General features: G+C 65.8%; 20 protein-coding genes and 1 pseudogene. 9 read left to right on the plus strand and 12 right to left on the minus strand.

The genetic code is table 11. The features are described from left to right. Window positions 1–426 (plus strand): pyridoxamine 5'-phosphate oxidase family protein, encoded by a 426-nt coding sequence (locus tag QFZ52_RS04225; protein WP_307496387.1) that lies wholly within the window; start codon window positions 1–3, stop codon window positions 424–426. An 11-nt stretch (window positions 427–437) separates the two neighbouring features. Here the strand turns inward: QFZ52_RS04225 and QFZ52_RS04230 are convergent, their stop codons facing one another. The 3 genes and pseudogenes from QFZ52_RS04230 to QFZ52_RS16145 all read right to left on the minus strand — a co-directional run bounded on the left by QFZ52_RS04230 (window position 438) and on the right by QFZ52_RS16145 (window position 1749). Then, window positions 438–932, minus strand: a complete 495-nt coding sequence (locus tag QFZ52_RS04230; protein ID WP_307498743.1) for a hypothetical protein — start codon at window positions 930–932, stop codon at window positions 438–440. Between the two features lie 18 nt (window positions 933–950). Further along, window positions 951–1370 (minus strand): annotated as a pseudogene (locus QFZ52_RS04235) (diacylglycerol kinase family protein); the annotation flags it as partial. After that, window positions 1360–1749: a LapA family protein gene (locus tag QFZ52_RS16145; protein ID WP_373425620.1), complete on the minus strand. Its 390-nt coding sequence runs from the start codon at window positions 1747–1749 to the stop codon at window positions 1360–1362. The pseudogene QFZ52_RS04235 and the gene QFZ52_RS16145, both read right to left, overlap by 11 nt. Window positions 1750–2615: 866 nt before the next feature. On the opposite strand from QFZ52_RS16145, the gene QFZ52_RS04240 reads away from it, so the two are divergent. The 4 genes from QFZ52_RS04240 (at window position 2616) to QFZ52_RS04255 (ending at window position 6315) form a co-directional block, all read left to right on the plus strand. Then, complete coding sequence (locus QFZ52_RS04240; protein WP_307496388.1) at window positions 2616–3350, plus strand: alpha/beta hydrolase family protein; 735 nt, start codon at window positions 2616–2618, stop codon at window positions 3348–3350. A 49-nt stretch (window positions 3351–3399) separates the two neighbouring features. Continuing rightward, entirely contained in the window at window positions 3400–3753 is a 354-nt protein-coding gene (locus tag QFZ52_RS04245; RefSeq protein ID WP_307496389.1) for a VOC family protein, read from the plus strand. 187 nt (window positions 3754–3940) lie between these two features. Continuing rightward, window positions 3941–4633, plus strand: coding sequence for a TetR/AcrR family transcriptional regulator (locus QFZ52_RS04250; protein WP_307496391.1), 693 nt, complete (start codon window positions 3941–3943; stop codon window positions 4631–4633). Continuing rightward, window positions 4630–6315 (plus strand): MDR family MFS transporter, encoded by a 1686-nt coding sequence (locus QFZ52_RS04255; protein WP_307496392.1) that lies wholly within the window; start codon window positions 4630–4632, stop codon window positions 6313–6315. The genes QFZ52_RS04250 and QFZ52_RS04255 overlap by 4 nt, the downstream gene beginning before the upstream one ends. Window positions 6316–6482: 167 nt before the next feature. Here QFZ52_RS04255 and QFZ52_RS04260 read toward each other — a convergent pair whose 3' ends face one another. From QFZ52_RS04260 to QFZ52_RS04270, 3 genes are all read right to left on the minus strand, one after another. Continuing rightward, complete coding sequence (locus tag QFZ52_RS04260; protein ID WP_307496393.1) at window positions 6483–7124, minus strand: SRPBCC family protein; 642 nt, start codon at window positions 7122–7124, stop codon at window positions 6483–6485. 92 nt (window positions 7125–7216) lie between these two features. Then, window positions 7217–7513 carry a hypothetical protein gene (locus tag QFZ52_RS04265; protein ID WP_307496394.1) on the minus strand — a complete coding sequence of 99 codons (297 nt, stop codon included), beginning with the start codon at window positions 7511–7513 and terminating at the stop codon, window positions 7217–7219. A 96-nt stretch (window positions 7514–7609) separates the two neighbouring features. Beyond that, window positions 7610–8074 (minus strand): Dps family protein, encoded by a 465-nt coding sequence (locus QFZ52_RS04270; protein WP_307496395.1) that lies wholly within the window; start codon window positions 8072–8074, stop codon window positions 7610–7612. A gap of 170 nt (window positions 8075–8244) precedes the next feature. Here QFZ52_RS04270 and QFZ52_RS04275 point away from each other — a divergent pair, with 170 nt between their 5' ends. Together QFZ52_RS04275 and QFZ52_RS04280 are read left to right on the plus strand one after the other, a co-directional pair. Continuing rightward, window positions 8245–8394: a hypothetical protein gene (locus QFZ52_RS04275; RefSeq protein WP_307496396.1), complete on the plus strand. Its 150-nt coding sequence runs from the start codon at window positions 8245–8247 to the stop codon at window positions 8392–8394. Between the two features lie 69 nt (window positions 8395–8463). After that, window positions 8464–8730: a DUF7218 family protein gene (locus QFZ52_RS04280; protein WP_066215187.1), complete on the plus strand. Its 267-nt coding sequence runs from the start codon at window positions 8464–8466 to the stop codon at window positions 8728–8730. Window positions 8731–8833: 103 nt separating this feature from the next. On the opposite strand, the gene QFZ52_RS04285 is transcribed toward QFZ52_RS04280, so the two are convergent. Together QFZ52_RS04285 and QFZ52_RS04290 are read right to left on the minus strand one after the other, a co-directional pair. Then, window positions 8834–9370: a DUF6328 family protein gene (locus QFZ52_RS04285; RefSeq protein ID WP_307496397.1), complete on the minus strand. Its 537-nt coding sequence runs from the start codon at window positions 9368–9370 to the stop codon at window positions 8834–8836. Window positions 9371–9408: 38 nt separating this feature from the next. Further along, window positions 9409–10302, minus strand: a complete 894-nt coding sequence (locus QFZ52_RS04290) for an SDR family oxidoreductase (protein ID WP_307496398.1) — start codon at window positions 10300–10302, stop codon at window positions 9409–9411. Window positions 10303–10512: 210 nt separating this feature from the next. Here QFZ52_RS04290 and QFZ52_RS04295 point away from each other — a divergent pair, with 210 nt between their 5' ends. Then, window positions 10513–10989 (plus strand): MarR family winged helix-turn-helix transcriptional regulator, encoded by a 477-nt coding sequence (locus QFZ52_RS04295; RefSeq protein ID WP_307496399.1) that lies wholly within the window; start codon window positions 10513–10515, stop codon window positions 10987–10989. Between the two features lie 3 nt (window positions 10990–10992). Here QFZ52_RS04295 and QFZ52_RS04300 read toward each other — a convergent pair whose 3' ends face one another. Both QFZ52_RS04300 and QFZ52_RS04305 read right to left on the minus strand, forming a co-directional pair. After that, a complete protein-coding gene (locus QFZ52_RS04300) occupies window positions 10993–11499 on the minus strand; it encodes an SRPBCC family protein (protein ID WP_307496400.1) in 507 nt (168 codons plus the stop codon). A 139-nt stretch (window positions 11500–11638) separates the two neighbouring features. Continuing rightward, window positions 11639–11848: a hypothetical protein gene (locus tag QFZ52_RS04305; protein WP_066215196.1), complete on the minus strand. Its 210-nt coding sequence runs from the start codon at window positions 11846–11848 to the stop codon at window positions 11639–11641. A 203-nt stretch (window positions 11849–12051) separates the two neighbouring features. On the opposite strand from QFZ52_RS04305, the gene QFZ52_RS04310 reads away from it, so the two are divergent. After that, window positions 12052–13170 (plus strand): serine hydrolase domain-containing protein, encoded by a 1119-nt coding sequence (locus QFZ52_RS04310; protein WP_307496401.1) that lies wholly within the window; start codon window positions 12052–12054, stop codon window positions 13168–13170. Window positions 13171–13177: 7 nt separating this feature from the next. On the opposite strand, the gene QFZ52_RS04315 is transcribed toward QFZ52_RS04310, so the two are convergent. Both QFZ52_RS04315 and QFZ52_RS04320 read right to left on the minus strand, forming a co-directional pair. Then, window positions 13178–13816, minus strand: coding sequence for an NAD(P)-dependent oxidoreductase (locus QFZ52_RS04315; protein ID WP_307496403.1), 639 nt, complete (start codon window positions 13814–13816; stop codon window positions 13178–13180). Window positions 13817–13946: 130 nt separating this feature from the next. Continuing rightward, on the minus strand, window positions 13947–15155 hold the full coding sequence (locus tag QFZ52_RS04320) for a serine hydrolase domain-containing protein (protein WP_307496404.1): 1209 nt from the start codon (window positions 15153–15155) through the stop codon (window positions 13947–13949). Window positions 15156–15171: the final 16 nt, after the last annotated feature.

Consider the following 15171-nt stretch of genomic DNA (forward strand, 5'->3'; position numbering starts at 1 on the left):
ATGATGGCGCTAGACCAGGACCACCCAATCGAAGACTTAGAGCCGAGCGATTCGTGGGCGTTGTTAGCCGCTTCAGAACTGGGTCGGCTGGCCGTCAGCGTGGGGGATGTGCCCGAGATCTTCCCGATCAACTACTTCGTCCATGACCGGACGGTGATCTTCAAAACGGCGCAGGGCAGCAAACTCGTGCATTTGACGATCAATCGGAACGTGGCATTGGAAGCTGACGGCTACGACGCCGAGACAGCGTGGAGCGTGATCGTGAAGGGAACCGCCCGAACGATCCAAGATACCGACCATATCGAGGCCGCACGAAGGCTACCCCTGCCATCTTGGATTCCCACGGTGAAGTACCTCTACGTCCAGATCACACCACACACCATCTGCGGCCGTCGCTTCGCCCGAGGACCAGAAACCTGGCAATAAACACCGGACGCTCAGCCAAGCGTCGTCAGCGAGAGAGGGATTGACTCCACTACCACCTGCTGACCCGCCTGGAGCTTCAGGACCTCCCCATCGACTTGAATCGGAATGGTCCGCGAGCTCATGAACCTGAATCTCTGGACGCTTTCTTGCGGGTCCAGGCCGATAGTCACCGCCCGCAGTGCCATAAGTGCGATCCGCCACTTGGCAGCGTGTGGCAGCACCAGCACCTCAAACTTGCCGTCGTCCGGTTCACTGGCCGAGGCGATCTTCCCGTACTTCGCGACGCCGGTGATATTCGCCAGAAGCAGGCTGTCCAGCGACGCGTACGACCCGTTCTCGCGGATGATTTCAATGGGTGCCAGAGTTCGCAGCACCCGCGCAACGGACACAAGTTCGCTGAATCGGCCTTTGACTCCTCGCTCGATACCGATTGCCATACGCGGGGTCAGGCCGAAACCTACGTAGGAATGCGCCCACTGCGTCCACTGCCCGGTGCCTTCTCCCACGCTGATCCTCAATAGGTCGATACGGCGCACTTGACCACGTTCGATTGCATCGACCAACGGTTCGGTTCGCGTACTTCGACGGTGATCGTTGGCGTTTCCTGCCCCCATGACTGCGCATACGGCCCTTCTGCCGTCCTCCATGACGCCATTCACCACGTCGCTGTACCCGCCGTCCCCGCTTACGGAGATCAGCAAGGGCGTGCCCCTCCCTTGGTCAAAGGCGGCCCGAGCCAGGACCCGGGCGTGGCCGGCGTAAGCTGTCGGTTCCAAGCGCACTGGAAGATCAGGAACCCGAGCCCTCAAAGCAACCTGCATTCGTTCGGCCGCCATGGCTGGGGCCTTTCCCGCTGCAGGATTGAAGATCAACACAACCCTGCTGAACGGCGGGCCTCCTTCCGTGCTTGGGTCTCGAGCAGAGGCTGACCCCTCAGGAGCCATGCCGAGTCCGATAAGCACGCATGCGCAGCTGCACGACGCGCGCAACCCCGGCCGCAGCCACGAAGAGGCCCCCACCCACAGCCGCGACAAGCAAGGCCATGCCTAACGCAATAGTGCCGTCCAGTCCAAGGAAAAAGACCCGCACGGGTTGTTGATTCTGAAGGATGAAAATGATCATCAAGACCAGCAAAATCAAGCCAATAACTACCGCGACCCACACCAAACCTGCCCGCGTCACTCCGGACTCGGCACGACGAACCTTTGACGGATCTGCTTGTGTCCCCTTCGTCTGAGGGTTGGGCGGCACCACTGCGTCCACGCTCGGCGCAGACGGCGGGTTCTGTTCGAACGCGTCTCGGGGATCTGGATTAGAGACCATCTCGGGCCTCCCTTCTCTCAGGCCGGTCTTCCTCCCAAGTCGGCTCCGAAACCGACTCAACGGCCCTATGCCAGGCACGTCCCGGCCTCTAACTCCAGGCTACGCCGGCCGGGCCCTCAGAGGTAGAACTGAGTTCTAGGAGTGATGATGGCGCGCGAGGTGCAGAGCCGTGGGCCATTCGAACGTTCGGGTCATTCACAGGCATCCCGGATTTCCTTTGGGGTGTCTGATGGCTCGGCAGCTCCGAATTCAGCGTCCACAGATTCTTGGGCCGAGGCATCGAGTTCTGATGGTGGTGTCATGAACCATGTGGTCGTCGCCGGAATGTCGGGGACAAGTTCTCGGAACTCGTCCTTATCTGACACACAGGCGAAGCGTTGGGTCGCGTGAGATGGAATGAACGTGTACCCCCATCGTGCGGTGACGATGAGGAGAGGCGGATCTGGACATCGACGTCATGCCACCGTTGAGGTGCGCGGAGGGCTTGGTCGCGTACATCCGCGTAAACCTCCTCGGCGAACGCGCGGTCCCCGAGACGGAGGGCCAAGACGTTGCCAGCTATTTGGTCGAGCAGTTCGGGAGGTGCCACACGTTTGAGGTCGTTGTTTTCGACGGCGAATCCACGGACGACGACGTCTCGGAAGACCCACCTCCCGTGGTGAGTTTGGCAGCTTATGGTACGGCTCGTGCGACGCCGGTTTTTAGATGCTTATCGATGAGCCAATTCGGGAACTTCGGCACGTCGCTGCAGCCCCGTTCGACTCGCCCTGTGACAAGCGCCCGCCTTACCATCGCCCCAAGCCGTCGCGATCACGCGCGGCCCGGCCGGTTTCCGGTCCACCGAACTGCCACGAGAGGGATCCGACATGCCGGAGAGAATTCAGTACGGGCCGGGGAAAGACCAGTGGGGTGACCTCTATCTTCCGGAGGGGACGGCGCGCGGCGTCGTGGTCGCGATCCACGGCGGCTTCTGGCGGGAGCGGCACACGGCGGAGGACACCGTCGACGAGTCCGAGGATCTGGCGGCCCGCGGCTTCGCCGTCCTCAACCTGGAGTACCGCCGCGTCAGTGACTCCGAGGGGGCGGGCGACGGCGGGTGGCCCGCGACGGGTGAAGACATCGTCGCCGGAATCCGCGCCCTGCAGGACACCGCGGTGAGCGGGCTTCCCATCGTGCTGCTGGGCCACTCCGCGGGCGGTCAGCTCGCCGCCTGGGCCGCAGGTCAGGTCGGGGTCGCGGGCGTGGTCAGCCAGGCAGGTCCTCTGGCGCTCACCGAGAGCGCGCGACTCGGCATCGGGGACGGGGCCACCGTGAACTTCCTCGGTGCCACGCCCGAGGAGAACCCCGCGGTGTACGAGCAGGCGGACCCGCTCAAGAACATCCCCTTGAGCGTGCCGCTCATCGCGCTGCACCCGGGCCTCGACAAGATCGTGCCCTTCTCGTTGTCGCAGCAGTACGTCACTGCGGCGCAGGAGGCCGGAGCCGACGCCCGGCTGATCCAGGTCGAAGGCGATCATCTCGCCATCATCCGGCCCGGCTCCGAGGCCTATCAGGTCAGCGTCGACGCGATTCACGCGATCCTCGGCCACCAGCTACGGTGACACCCGGCTGACCCTGTACCCCGCCCCGTCGCCATGCCATGCTGTCCTCATGGAACGCGTGACAGGTATCGGCGGGCACTTCGTGCGATCGGCCGACCCCGAGACTCTGACCGCCTGGTACCGGGACGTCCTCGGACTGGACCTCGACCAGCACGGCCTCTGGCAGCAAGAAGCCGGCCCCACGGTCTTCGCCGCCTTCCCTGCCGACACCGACTATTTCGGATCCCAGACCCAGCAGGTGATGTTCAACTTCCGGGTCAGGGATCTGGACGCCATGCTCGCTCAGCTCCGGGACAAGGACGCGAACGTGGTGGACGACGTACAGGAGATGGAGGGCGTCGGCCGCTTCGCGTGGGTCATCGACCCGGAGGGCAACCGGATCGAGCTCTGGCAGGCGGAATGACCAGCGCTGATTGACCGAAACGGACCGACCCACCCGGCCACCGCATCCCGAACAGCCCCCGACGGCGCCGCTCACCTCTGAGGTGAGCGGCGCCGTCGTCGCTCTCAGGGAAGGTGCGGGGGAGTGTGATGAGGACCTCAGGGGCAAAAGATTGCACCAGGCAACTAATGGTGCAAAAATACACTATGTGAGTAATAGTGCAAACATTGAGGGCGGGCTCCGTGAACGCAAGCGCGCGGCGACGCGTCAGGCGATCACCGCGGCCGCGCGATCCCTCACGGCGGCCCACGGCCTGAGCGGTTTCACCGTGGAGGAGGTCTGCGAGCAGGCAGGCATCTCCCGTCGCACGTTCTTCAACTACTTTCACACCAAGGAGGACGCCGTGATCGGCGCCTTCTCGGATGAACTGCCCCACGACGCGCTCGAGACCTTCGCCGCGAACCCCCGGCGTGAAGAGGGGAGGATCTCCGGCACGCTGCTGGAGGCGCTCTTCCGCTTCACCGTGGACGTCGTGACCCGTTCCACCGTCAGCCCGACGGAGATCCGCCAACTGATCGCGGCCATCGCCGCAGAGCCCCAGCTGCTGGGCCGCCTCACCGCGGAAGGGGAGGCCCGGGAGCGGCAGTTCGCGGAGCTCGTTGCCTCCCGCGAGGGCTTGCCGGTGGACCACCCGGAGATCGTCATGGCCGTCGCCATCTTCAGCGCCGTCTGCAAGAAGACCAACCAGACCTTCTTCTCCGAGGACAACACCACCCCGTACCGCGAACTGCTGGCCCGGAACCTCCGTGCCGCCCGCGCACTCTTCGACCACTCTTCCGACTCCTTCGACGCCCCTTCTTCTGACATCCCCTCTTCTGACACCCCCGAGGACCGCCCATGAGCACCACCACCAAGGCAGCGCAACCCCTGCTGCTGACCCAACGAAGAATCTGGATCATCTTCTCGGCCCTGATCGCCGGGATGCTGCTGTCCAGCCTCGACCAGACCATCGTCTCCACCGCGATGCCGACCATCGTCGGCAAGCTCGGAGGCGTCGAGCACCAGGCGTGGATCACCACCGCCTATCTCCTGGCGACCACCATCGTCATGCCGATCTATGGCAAGTTCGGCGACGTCCTCGGCCGCCGCAACCTCTTCCTGGTCGCGATCGGCCTGTTCACCGCGGCGTCCGTCGGCTGTGCGTTCGCCACCGACTTCTGGTCGTTCGTGATCTTCCGCGCCATCCAGGGCCTGGGCGGCGGTGGTCTCATGATCCTCTCGCAGGCGATCATCGCGGACATCGTGCCCGCCAAGGAACGTGGCAAGTACATGGGCCCGCTGGGCGCCATCTTCGGCCTCTCCGCCGTCGCCGGCCCGCTGCTGGGCGGCTTCTTCGTGGACCACCTCACCTGGGAGTGGGCCTTCTACATCAACATCCCGATCGGCATCGCGGCCTTCGCGATCGCCTGGTTCACGCTGACGCTGCCGAACAAGAAGGCCGAGAAGCGCATCGACATCCTCGGCGTGCTGCTGCTGTCCGCCGCCACGGCCTGCCTCATCTTCTTCACTGACTTCGGCGGCAAGAAGGACGAAGGCTGGGATTCGCCCACCACGTGGCTGTTCGGCGCGGGGCTCCTCGTGGCCGCCGTCCTGTTCGTACTCGTGGAGCGCAAGGCCGAGGATCCGATCATCCCGCTGAGCCTGTTCAAGAACCGCATCTTCATCAACGCCACGGCCATCGGCTTCACGCTCGGTCTCGGCATGTTCGCGGCCATCGCCTTCGTCCCGACGTTCCTTCAGATGTCCTCCGGCACCTCCGCAGCCGTCTCCGGCCTGCTGATGCTGCCCATGATGGTCGGCCTGATGGGGACCTCGATCTTCTCCGGTATCCGCATCTCCAAGACCGGCAAGTACAAGATGTACCCGATCCTTGGTGCCGTGCTCACCATCGCGGCCATGCTCTGGTTCACCACGCTCACGGCCGCCACTCCCATCTGGGTGATCTGCATCCAGCTCTTCATCTTCGGCGCCGGCCTCGGCCTGATCATGCAGGTGATCGTCCTGGTGGTGCAGAACGCGGTCCCGGCCGAACAGATCGGCACCGCCACCAGCACCAACAACTACTTCCGCGAAGTGGGGGCCTCCCTCGGTGTCGCCGTGTTCGGGTCCCTCTTCACCACCCGTCTCGCCGACTCGCTGACCAAGGCGTTCACCGGCGCCGGCGCCTCGACCGAGCAGGCGTCCCAGGCCACCAAGACGCTGGATCCGCAGACGCTGTCCCAGCTGCCGTCCGCCGTCCGCGACGCGATCGTGAACGCCTACGCCGACTCCCTGGCCCCGGTCTTCTGGTACCTCATCCCGTTCATCGCGGTGGCGCTGCTGCTGGCCATCACGCTCAAGCAGATCCCGCTGTCCGACACAGCCGGCATGGTCGCCCGCGGCGAGGCCGTGGGCGGCGAAGAGGCGGAGCGCCTCGAGGCCGAGCGTCTGAGCGGCACCCCGGCGTCGGACGCCCCGGTCCTGCTCGTGGAGGATGAGCACGAGAAGGACGACGACGCCGAGCTCGCCTCGCCGCGCAGCTGACGTCCCGCACGTGACGCGCAGCCCGTGTCACGGAAGAAGGGTGGCCGCACCTCAGGTGCGGCCACCCTTCCGTGTATCCCGTGGCAGGTGTGCCCCGCTGTCAGCAATCCAGCAGTCCCTGGCCGGAGCGTGGTGAGGGCGCAGTCCTACTCACCGCACAGTCGTCCTCAGAGCACGATCGTCATCGGGGAGCGGTCGGATCCGGGAGTGTCCTGCGACGCGAATCCCACACCGTACGGCAGCGTTCCGGAGGGGTCTTTCGGGAAGTCATCACCGGAGAGCCGGGTGGATATCTCGCCCACGAGCGCGGGTTCGCGCCGGGTCTCCTTGAGCAGCAGGGGACCGGTCAGCGGATGCGCTTCGTCCTGATGAGCGCGGGACTTCTTCCGTTCCGCGTGGCGCTTCTCGACGAAGGCCCGGAACCGTTCCAGATCTTCGCGGACACTCGTCGGCTCCAGCCGGAACAGCGACACGGTGTGTTCCGCGGGTTCGCGTGGATCCCAGATGACATCCACGGTGATCCGCGTGAGTTCGGGTTCCAAGGAATCGAAGAGCAACTGGCCGTGGCTTTCGAGGCCGTCGCTGCAGTCCCAGCGGATCAGGCGGTCGGGACGCTGCTCCTCGATGGTCGTCTTGATCGTGCGGTGCTTGCCGTCGATCTCGGCGGTGAGGAGGGCCGGAGCATCCTCCTGCCGCTCGACGGACACGAGGTGCTTCATGAACTGGGGAAAGAGCTCGAACTCGGCCCATTGCTCGTAGCTGAGCCATAACGGGGCTCTGACGTCGATCTCTTCCTGTATCTGTGCCAACTGCATCATCTCCTTGAGGAATGTGGAACTGCGCTCCGTCCGTTGAGACGGGTGTCCGGCGGTGGCGTGCCGGGGCGCGTGAGGTGAACGGGTCAGACTGCCAACGACAGCTCGCGCTCGACGCGCGGAACGCGCAGTTCCTCCGCCATGGAGCGAGAGGTGATGTCGATCCGCAGGTGCCGGTGGTGGGCGTCGCGGAGGGCGGCCAGGTAGAATGACCTTCTTTCCGGACGGGAGCAGGCCGGCGTCGTCTGGCAGAGCATGAACACGATCCGGTCACCGTGCATCTGGTAGCGGGCGACCCCGATGACGGTGCCATTGCGGTACATCTCGAACTGGGACTGAACGACGTTGTCGACGATGTGCTCGTTCCGGCTGATAAGACGCATGATCTTCTCCTGACGTGCGGTGCGAGTGCGGGGGACGGAGCGGGCTCTGACGCCGCGCTCCTGGTGCCGTGGGTGGGGCCGGCTGGGCGGCGATGGTCAGCTGCTGCTGTTCCTCAGTTCCGGGTGCTCCGCGGTCAGCATCCAGTGGAGCTGTTCAAGGGTTTGGAGGACGTCGTGCAGAAGGTCCGCCGACGTGGGATCCTCCTCGTCCACCGCGTCGTGCACGGCCCGGGTGGTGGCGGCCGCCGCTTGCAGCCGCTCGCCGATCGTGGCGACGACGGCGTCGGTGCTCACGAGGCCCGGAGGGAACTCCGTGAGCGTGGTGGTCTCCGTGACGGTGCTGGAGCGGCCGTCAGGTTCGGCTTCCAGCGCCCTCAGCCGTTCGGCGATCCGGTCGGAGAGGAGGCGGGAGGCGGCGACGATTTCGTCGAGTTGCAGGTGCAGGTCCCGGAAATTGGGACCCACGACATTCCAATGCGCTTCCTTGCCCTGAATTCCCAGGGCGATGAGGTCGACCAACACTGTTTGTAAGTGGTGTGCGAGTTCGGGTGATGCCTTCATGCGCTGATCCCTCCATCAAAGCGTCTGCCGGCGGTTGGAAGGTAACGTAACTGAAATAACGATAGCTTGACAAGCTAGTAAAAAACAAGGGATCGGCGTAGGCTCGCAACATGGGACACCACGAGAAGGAAACTGACCGAGATCCCCGCCCTCAGGACGAGGGGCATGACGTGGGGAAACAGACCCCGGACCGCGGGAACGGCGGGGCCGCGTCTGACAAGGACCAGGATCGCCGCAGTGCGGAAGAGGTTCCGGACGGCTCCGGAACCGATCTGGACGAGCGACATGAGCCGGAAGCGGATCGCTTCGACGCCGGCTGAGGCGCACGGCCCGGGCGCGGACCCTGAGAGTGCTGTCCGTGACTCATGAACTTTCATGAAGGAGAAATCGTGCCTGACAAGAAGAATCCATCATTGAAGGACCCGGAACTCTATGAGGAGCTCCGTGAGGACGGGGCTTCCAAGAGCAAAGCAGCCAGAATATCCAATGCCGCAGCCAAGAAAGGCCGCAGTGCAGTCGGCCGTAAAGGCGGAAAATCCGGCGACTATGAGGACTGGACGGTCAAGGAGCTCAAATCCAAGGCCAAGGAAATCGGGTTGAAGGGGTATTCGGATAAGCGCAAGTCGGAACTGATCGACGCGCTCCGCAACTCCTGAACGAATATCCATTCCTGACCTTCGCACCACCGGAAGTGCACGGAGCGGCCCCGGGACTTCGGTCCCGGGGCCGCTCGCTGCCGTTCTCAGCTCGCTGTCGTGCTCAGGAAGAACCGTCACTCGCCTTCCTGGCGTCGCCTTCTTCTTCCACGTCCTCCACGGCGGCGTGCACCCGCGGGCCGATGAACGCGACCGCCAGGAAGAGGAGGGCGAGCACCCCGATCGCCGCGACCGCGCAGACGGTGGCCGCCGTCCTGCCGGCCACGACGTCGACCGTGAAGGTCAGCGTGCCGGCCACCAGGAGGGGGAGCAGTACCAGGACCGTCTTGCTCGCGCGGTCCGCCAGGCCCACCAGCGACCCGCGCTGATGATGGCGGAAGACGCGCCGGTGGACGGCCACGGGCAGGAGCGTGATGATCGTGGTGGCCGCGGCCAGGAGGACGAGCCCCAGATACAGCACCTTGTCGAACGAGTCGAGGGACGCGAAACGCTGCTGAAAGGGCAGCGTGAACAGGAAGCCGCCGATAATCTGCGCGGCCGTCTGCGTGACGCGGAGCTCCTGCAGGAGCTCGCTCCAGTGCCGGTCCAGACGATGCGTCTCGGACTCGCGGCGCTGGTAGTCGTCGTCGCTGTCTTCCATCCTTCACCTCCTGTAGGGCCGCAGCAGCGGCTCTCTCCTTACGGGCTGGGAATGCCGCCGTTCGCGTTGAGTGTCTCGCCCACCACGTAGCTGGACTCGGAGGACGCCAGGAAGACGTAGCACGGGGCCATCTCCGCCGGATGGCCGGCCCGGCCGAGCGCGGTGTCCTTGCCGAATTCGGGCAGGCTCTCTTTGAGCTGCCCGCCGCTGATCTGCAGCGCCGTCCAGACGGGACCCGGTGCCACGGCATTCACCCGGATGCCCTTTGGGGCCAGTTGCTGGGCGAGACCCTTGGTGAGGTTGTTGATCGCGGCCTTGGTGGAGGCGTAGTCCAGGAGATCCGCGGAGGGCTTGTACGCCTGGATCGACGTGCTGGCGACGATGCTCGACCCGGGTGGCATGTGCGGCACCGCGGCCTGGATGAGCCGGATCATTGCGAAGACGTTGATCTGGAACGTCTCCACGAACTGTTCCTCCTCGATCTCGTCGAGCTGGGCGGTGGCGACCTGGCGCCCGGCATTGCTCACCAGGATGTCGAGTCCGCCGAGCCCCTCCACGACGTCGGCGACGAGCGCCGCCGGCGCATCCGGGTCCGTGAGGTCGGCCGGGAGCGTGAGCGCCTTGCGCCCGGCCTTCTCGATGAGCCCGGCGATCCTGGCCGCGTCATCCTCTTCCTCGGGGAGGTAGGAGATGGCGACATCCGCCCCTTCCCGGGCGAAAGCGATGGCGACGGCGGCCCCGATCCCGGAGTCTCCGCCGGTCACGAGAGCCTTTCGGCCCTCCAGGCGGCCCAGCCCGCGGTAGTAGTCGTCCCCCAGATCCGGCTCGGGGGTCATCAGAATCTCCAGGCCGGGGGGCTCCTGATGCTGGATGGGAGGAGTCACCTCCGGGAACAGCGTGACGGGGTCGCGGAACGTGTACTGATCACTCATGGTTCAATTCCTCCAATTGCGCTGTTTACAGTGCGGATGATCGTTCGCTGTGTCACAACGAAGCGGGGTTCGGTTCGCCGACGACTCGCTCCTCGGCCCGAAAAGCAAAAGAGCGCCAGCTCACCGGGCCTTCCGGGGCATAGACTTGCTGCCGGGGGCGATGTATCTAGATCGTCTAGTAGGTAGAGAGCGGAAGGGGAATGGTGGCCTATGGCACTGGAACTCATCAACAGAAGCTGGCTTGAGGGAGGCGAACAGGATCGCGTCCTGTCCGCGCTCCACCTGCTGAGGGAGTTCGTGGTGGTGGAAGCCGAAACCCGCACGAACCTCATGGCGGACCTGAAGATCAAGAGCAACGACCTCTCGGCCTTGCGTTTCGTCCTGGACGGGTCGGATGAAGGGGCGGTCAGCCCCCGTGCGCTCGGACACCACCTCGGCATCACCTCCGCCTCCACCACGGCCCTCGTCAACCGGCTCGAGCACGCGGGATACCTGCGCCGCGAACCGGACCCCAAGGACCGCCGGGGACTGGTGCTCCACACCACGCAAGCGGCGCGGGTGCTGCTCGAATCCAGCCTCCAGCGGCAGGTGTCATCCCTGCTCACTGCGGCCGGATCCTTCAACGCCGACGAACTTGCCGTCGTCGAGGACTTCCTCCAGGCGGTCACCGAAGCCCTCCGGTCCTGATGGTCACACCGTCGGCGGGTCCGTCAACGGGGGCTGCCCCGGAGGCGGGCCGGCGTCAGCGGAAGTGATCGTTCCCTGCCAGCCGCCGCTCGCTTGGTGGCGTTGCTCGATGTACTTCTTGAAGTTCGCCAGATCCTGGTGAACGCTGACCTGGTCCAGGCGGAAGAGAGAGCCGATCGCCTCCACCACGTCTTCCGGATTCCACAGGATGGTGACGTCCAGCCGGGTGGCGTCCGGACCGACGGGTTCGAATCGGATCTCGCCATGATGAGCCGGACGGTCGGTGTCCTGCCAGCGGATGACCTGGTCCGGCCTCTGCTCCTGAATCCGTGCGGTGAAGGCGCGGCGGATGCCGCCGATCGTGGTCGTGAATCTGACCAGGTCGTCCTCCAGCTGCTCGGTTTCGGCGACGTGGTCCATGAACTCGGGGAAGAGCTCGAACTGGGTCCACTGGTCATACGCGGTCCAGAGGGGGACGTCGACCTCGACGGTTTCGTGAATCTGTGCCATGGTGCTGGCCTCCTGATGCTGTCTGGGGGACGGCGGTGTCGTCCGACCGCCCGTCAGAGACGGGTCTGTCCGTTGGGGCTGGTCTGCCTGTCTTGAATGAGCTGCCCGTTCTGAATGAGCTGGGCGCGGGCCGTTCCGTTCAGGACGTCCGGGCACCCTGGTGGCTGTTCCGGCCACCCCGCACCTTGGCCTCGTGGGGCTGTGCTTCGGCACCCTTGCGTCCTGCTTCGTGGGGATCGGCGCCGTGTTCTGAGCCGAACTTGCCGGTGCTGGCCTCGCCACCGCGACGGGCCTGCTCCTCGGTGTCCTTGCGGTTTCCGAACTGCCCGGGGTTCTTCGTGTCAGCCATGCTGTTCTCCTTTCGAATGACTGTGCCGGTGGCCGCTTTCCGCGACCGTGATTCCAGCCAAACAGGCGTGCGGTGCTCGACGGTAGCCCTGTGGTTCCAGCGGCCGCAGCGGTACACTGTGTGGTTTGTTTTCCGTGCTTCCGGACTGCTTGCGGACGCGCGGGAGGGCCGGGCCGGCCGCCTTCGAATGGCAGAATGCGACCATGACGGAAGACCCGATTCCCCACACGACGGCGGTGCAAGCCCTCCGCGACCACGTGCTCGCCGCCCTCCACCCCGACGACGGATCGGCACCGCTGTTCTCCGCCGCCGTCGTCCTGGTGAGTGACGAGGGGGAGGTGCTCGCGAGAGAGGCCCACGGACTGACCGTCGACTACCAGGACGAGAGCGGCGCTCGTCGACGTGGCGCACCGGTCACGCCGGACACCCTGTTCGACCTGGCGTCGATCACCAAAGCGTTCGTCAGCGCCACGGCGCTCGTGGAGTTCGAGGACCGCGGCTTTCTGAAGGCCGGGCCGGACGGCCTGCGGATCCCGGTGAGCACATGGCTGCCGGAGTACCGCGGGCTGCCGCCGGTGACGGTCCTCGACTTGCTGACGCACCGGGCCGGCCTGCCGAGCGAATGGGAACACAACGATCCGGGGCCCGACGCCTGGGAACGGTTCCGAACCGTGCTGCCCACCGGCCCCGCCGGCGTCACCCACGCCTATTCGTGCGTCGGGTACATCTGGCTGGGCCTGTGTCTGGAGGCCGGGACCGGCAAACCTCTCGACGAAGTCGTGGGGGAGCGCATCCTGCGCCCGCTGGGCCTCACGAACACCGGCTATCGGCCTTCGGTTTCACTGGACGGGATCGCGGCGACTGAATTCCAGCCGGGCCGGGGACTGGTCCACGGACAAGTGCACGACGAGACCGCCTGGGCTCTGGGCGGGGTGAGCGGCAATGCCGGTCTGTTCAGCACCGCCGGTGACCTGCTCACCTTCGCCGAGATGCTGCGGAACGGCGGTGTCCATGAGGGCCGCGAGGTGCTCCGTCCGGAAGTGGCCGCTCTCCTCACGACGCCCGTGCCCGGACCACTTGCGGGGCCGTACGAGCAGGCCTTAGGGCTCCGTGTGGGTGAGCCGTGGCTCCGCGCGCTGGCACCGGACAGCATCCGGATTCCTGCAGGGCACGGCGGCTACACCGGAACGGCCTTCGGATTCGTGCCGGGAGGACGGCGAACAGTGGTCCTGCTGACCAACCGCGTCCACCCGCAGCGGGGCGAGGACGAACGGTTCGCCGCTTTCCGTCAGAAGCTCATGGAGCTGGCCGGAGGCGTCTGAGCGAAGGTCAGGCGGTGCCGCTGATGACCGGCATGGCGCGCTGGAACCCTCCGGTTTCGATCAGCTGCACGACGGCGGCCCCGACCCGGGCGCGCGGCGTGAACAGCTCGGCCGGGCCGTGGGGAGTGAGGTTCACCGTGCCCTGGTGGTTCCCGCCCGTGAGCTTCAGGACCCGGAGGATCGTGTAGTCCACGGTGCTCTCCTGCAGGATCCGCACGTGCTCCTTGCCGTCGGCGATGCGCTTCGGATCCACGACGCCGATCGCGAAGTTGGCGGCCCGGTCGAAGATCGGGATGCGGTCCCCGGGGAGACGGACGCCGGTCCCGGTGAGGGAGATGAGGCGAGTCTCCGGCTGGCGCGTGGAGACGATGTCCACGCAGTGCTGAATAGCGACGGACTGCACGTCGGCACTGGAGCGGCGGTTGTGGCCGATCATGCTGACCGCCACCTCGGCCCCGTCCAGGAGCGTCCCGACCTCGTCCTTGTTCCTTGCGTCGCAGCGCGCCACCTCCAGGTGGGGGTGCTCCGGCAGGGTTGATGCGGACCTGACGCCCGCCCGGACCCGGAATCCGGCCTCCAGCAGAGCGGCCACGCACGCCTGGCCGGAACGTCCCTGAGCAGCGAGTACAGCGATCAACGGCTTCATGATCCCAGCGTATCGGGGCGCAAGCCGGTCCGGGGGAATGGGTTCCGACGGGTCTGTCCGGAAGACGCCTCAGGCCGTCCCCGAAATAGGGGGACGGCCTGAGCGAAACCGTGCGAAACGGCGGTGCGCCTCAGCGGGTCAGGACCCAGGACACCGCGTCGAAGGCGTTCACGGTCCAGAGCAGCTTCTCGCCGTCCTGCGGGGTCGGCCAGCTCGAGAGCTTCGCGGCCACGACGCCGGCGGACCGGTTCACGTACACCATCTGTCCGTGGATGCCGAGGGCCAGCAGGGGATTGGATCCCTCGCGGGGGAACCAGAACCCGTTGCGGTACATGCCACCTGGCATGAGCGTGGGCTCGGGTGCGTTCGCGAAGGCGTCCCGGCTGTCGGGGCCGCCGGCGAACGTGTCCGCGACCCACCAGGACGGGAGCACCGGAGTGTCATCAAGCGCGAAGCCGTCCCGCAGGAACAGGTTGCCGAAGCGTGCCAGATCCCGCAGCCCGGCCGAGACGCCGCCGTCGAACATGCCTTCACCGGCGCTGTCCACGCCCACGTGCGCTCCGAGTTCGGCGCCCAAGGGCTGCCAGAGCCGCTCGGACATGAGGTCTGCCGCGTGACGGCCGGTGGCGCCTTCGAGCACGAAACCGAGAGCGTCGGTTTCACACGACTTGTAGTCGAAGGCCCCGCCGTGGTCGCGGTCCTTGCCCAGGCTCGCCAAGAAGTCCAGCAGGGTGGCCGGGGCGTTCGGGTGCCGCCGTGGAGCCCAGCCGATGGCCTGTTCCAGAAGCCGCACTTCGGCGTCGGGGTCCAGATACTTCTCCGAGAAACGGACGCCCGTCCGCATGTCCATGAGGTGACGGACGGTCGCGCCCTCGTAGCCGGACCCGGCCAGAGCCGGGACGTAGCTGGTCACGAGCGCGTCGGCATCCAGTTCCCCGCTGCCCTGGAGCGAACCCGCCACCGAGGTGGTGAGGGACTTGCTCACGGACATGAGGAGGTGGACGCTCGCAGGCGTCATGGTGTTGAAGTAGCCCTCGCCCACGAGGGCGCCGTCCTTGGTCACCACCCAGCCGTCGGTGAAGGTGTTCTCCAGGACCTCGGCGAACGTCGCCGTCCGGTCCTCCCACGGATGGGGGACCGGCACAGCGGACAGGTCGACCGGGGCCGGGGGCAGGACGGTGGCGCGAACGCCCCGCGGGATGGACCGCACCGGAAGGAACGTGGCGATGTTCTGCATCGACCAGTTGAGGTGCGGAGCCAGCTGCCACTGGTCCAGAGGAGGGGCTGCCGGAGTGCTCGGTTGGCCGGTGCTCATGCCGTAGCTCTCGTCTGCAAACATTCCACCAAGTATGGCA

Source organism: Arthrobacter woluwensis (assembly GCF_030816155.1).
GTDB lineage: Bacteria > Actinomycetota > Actinomycetes > Actinomycetales > Micrococcaceae > Arthrobacter_E > Arthrobacter_E woluwensis_A.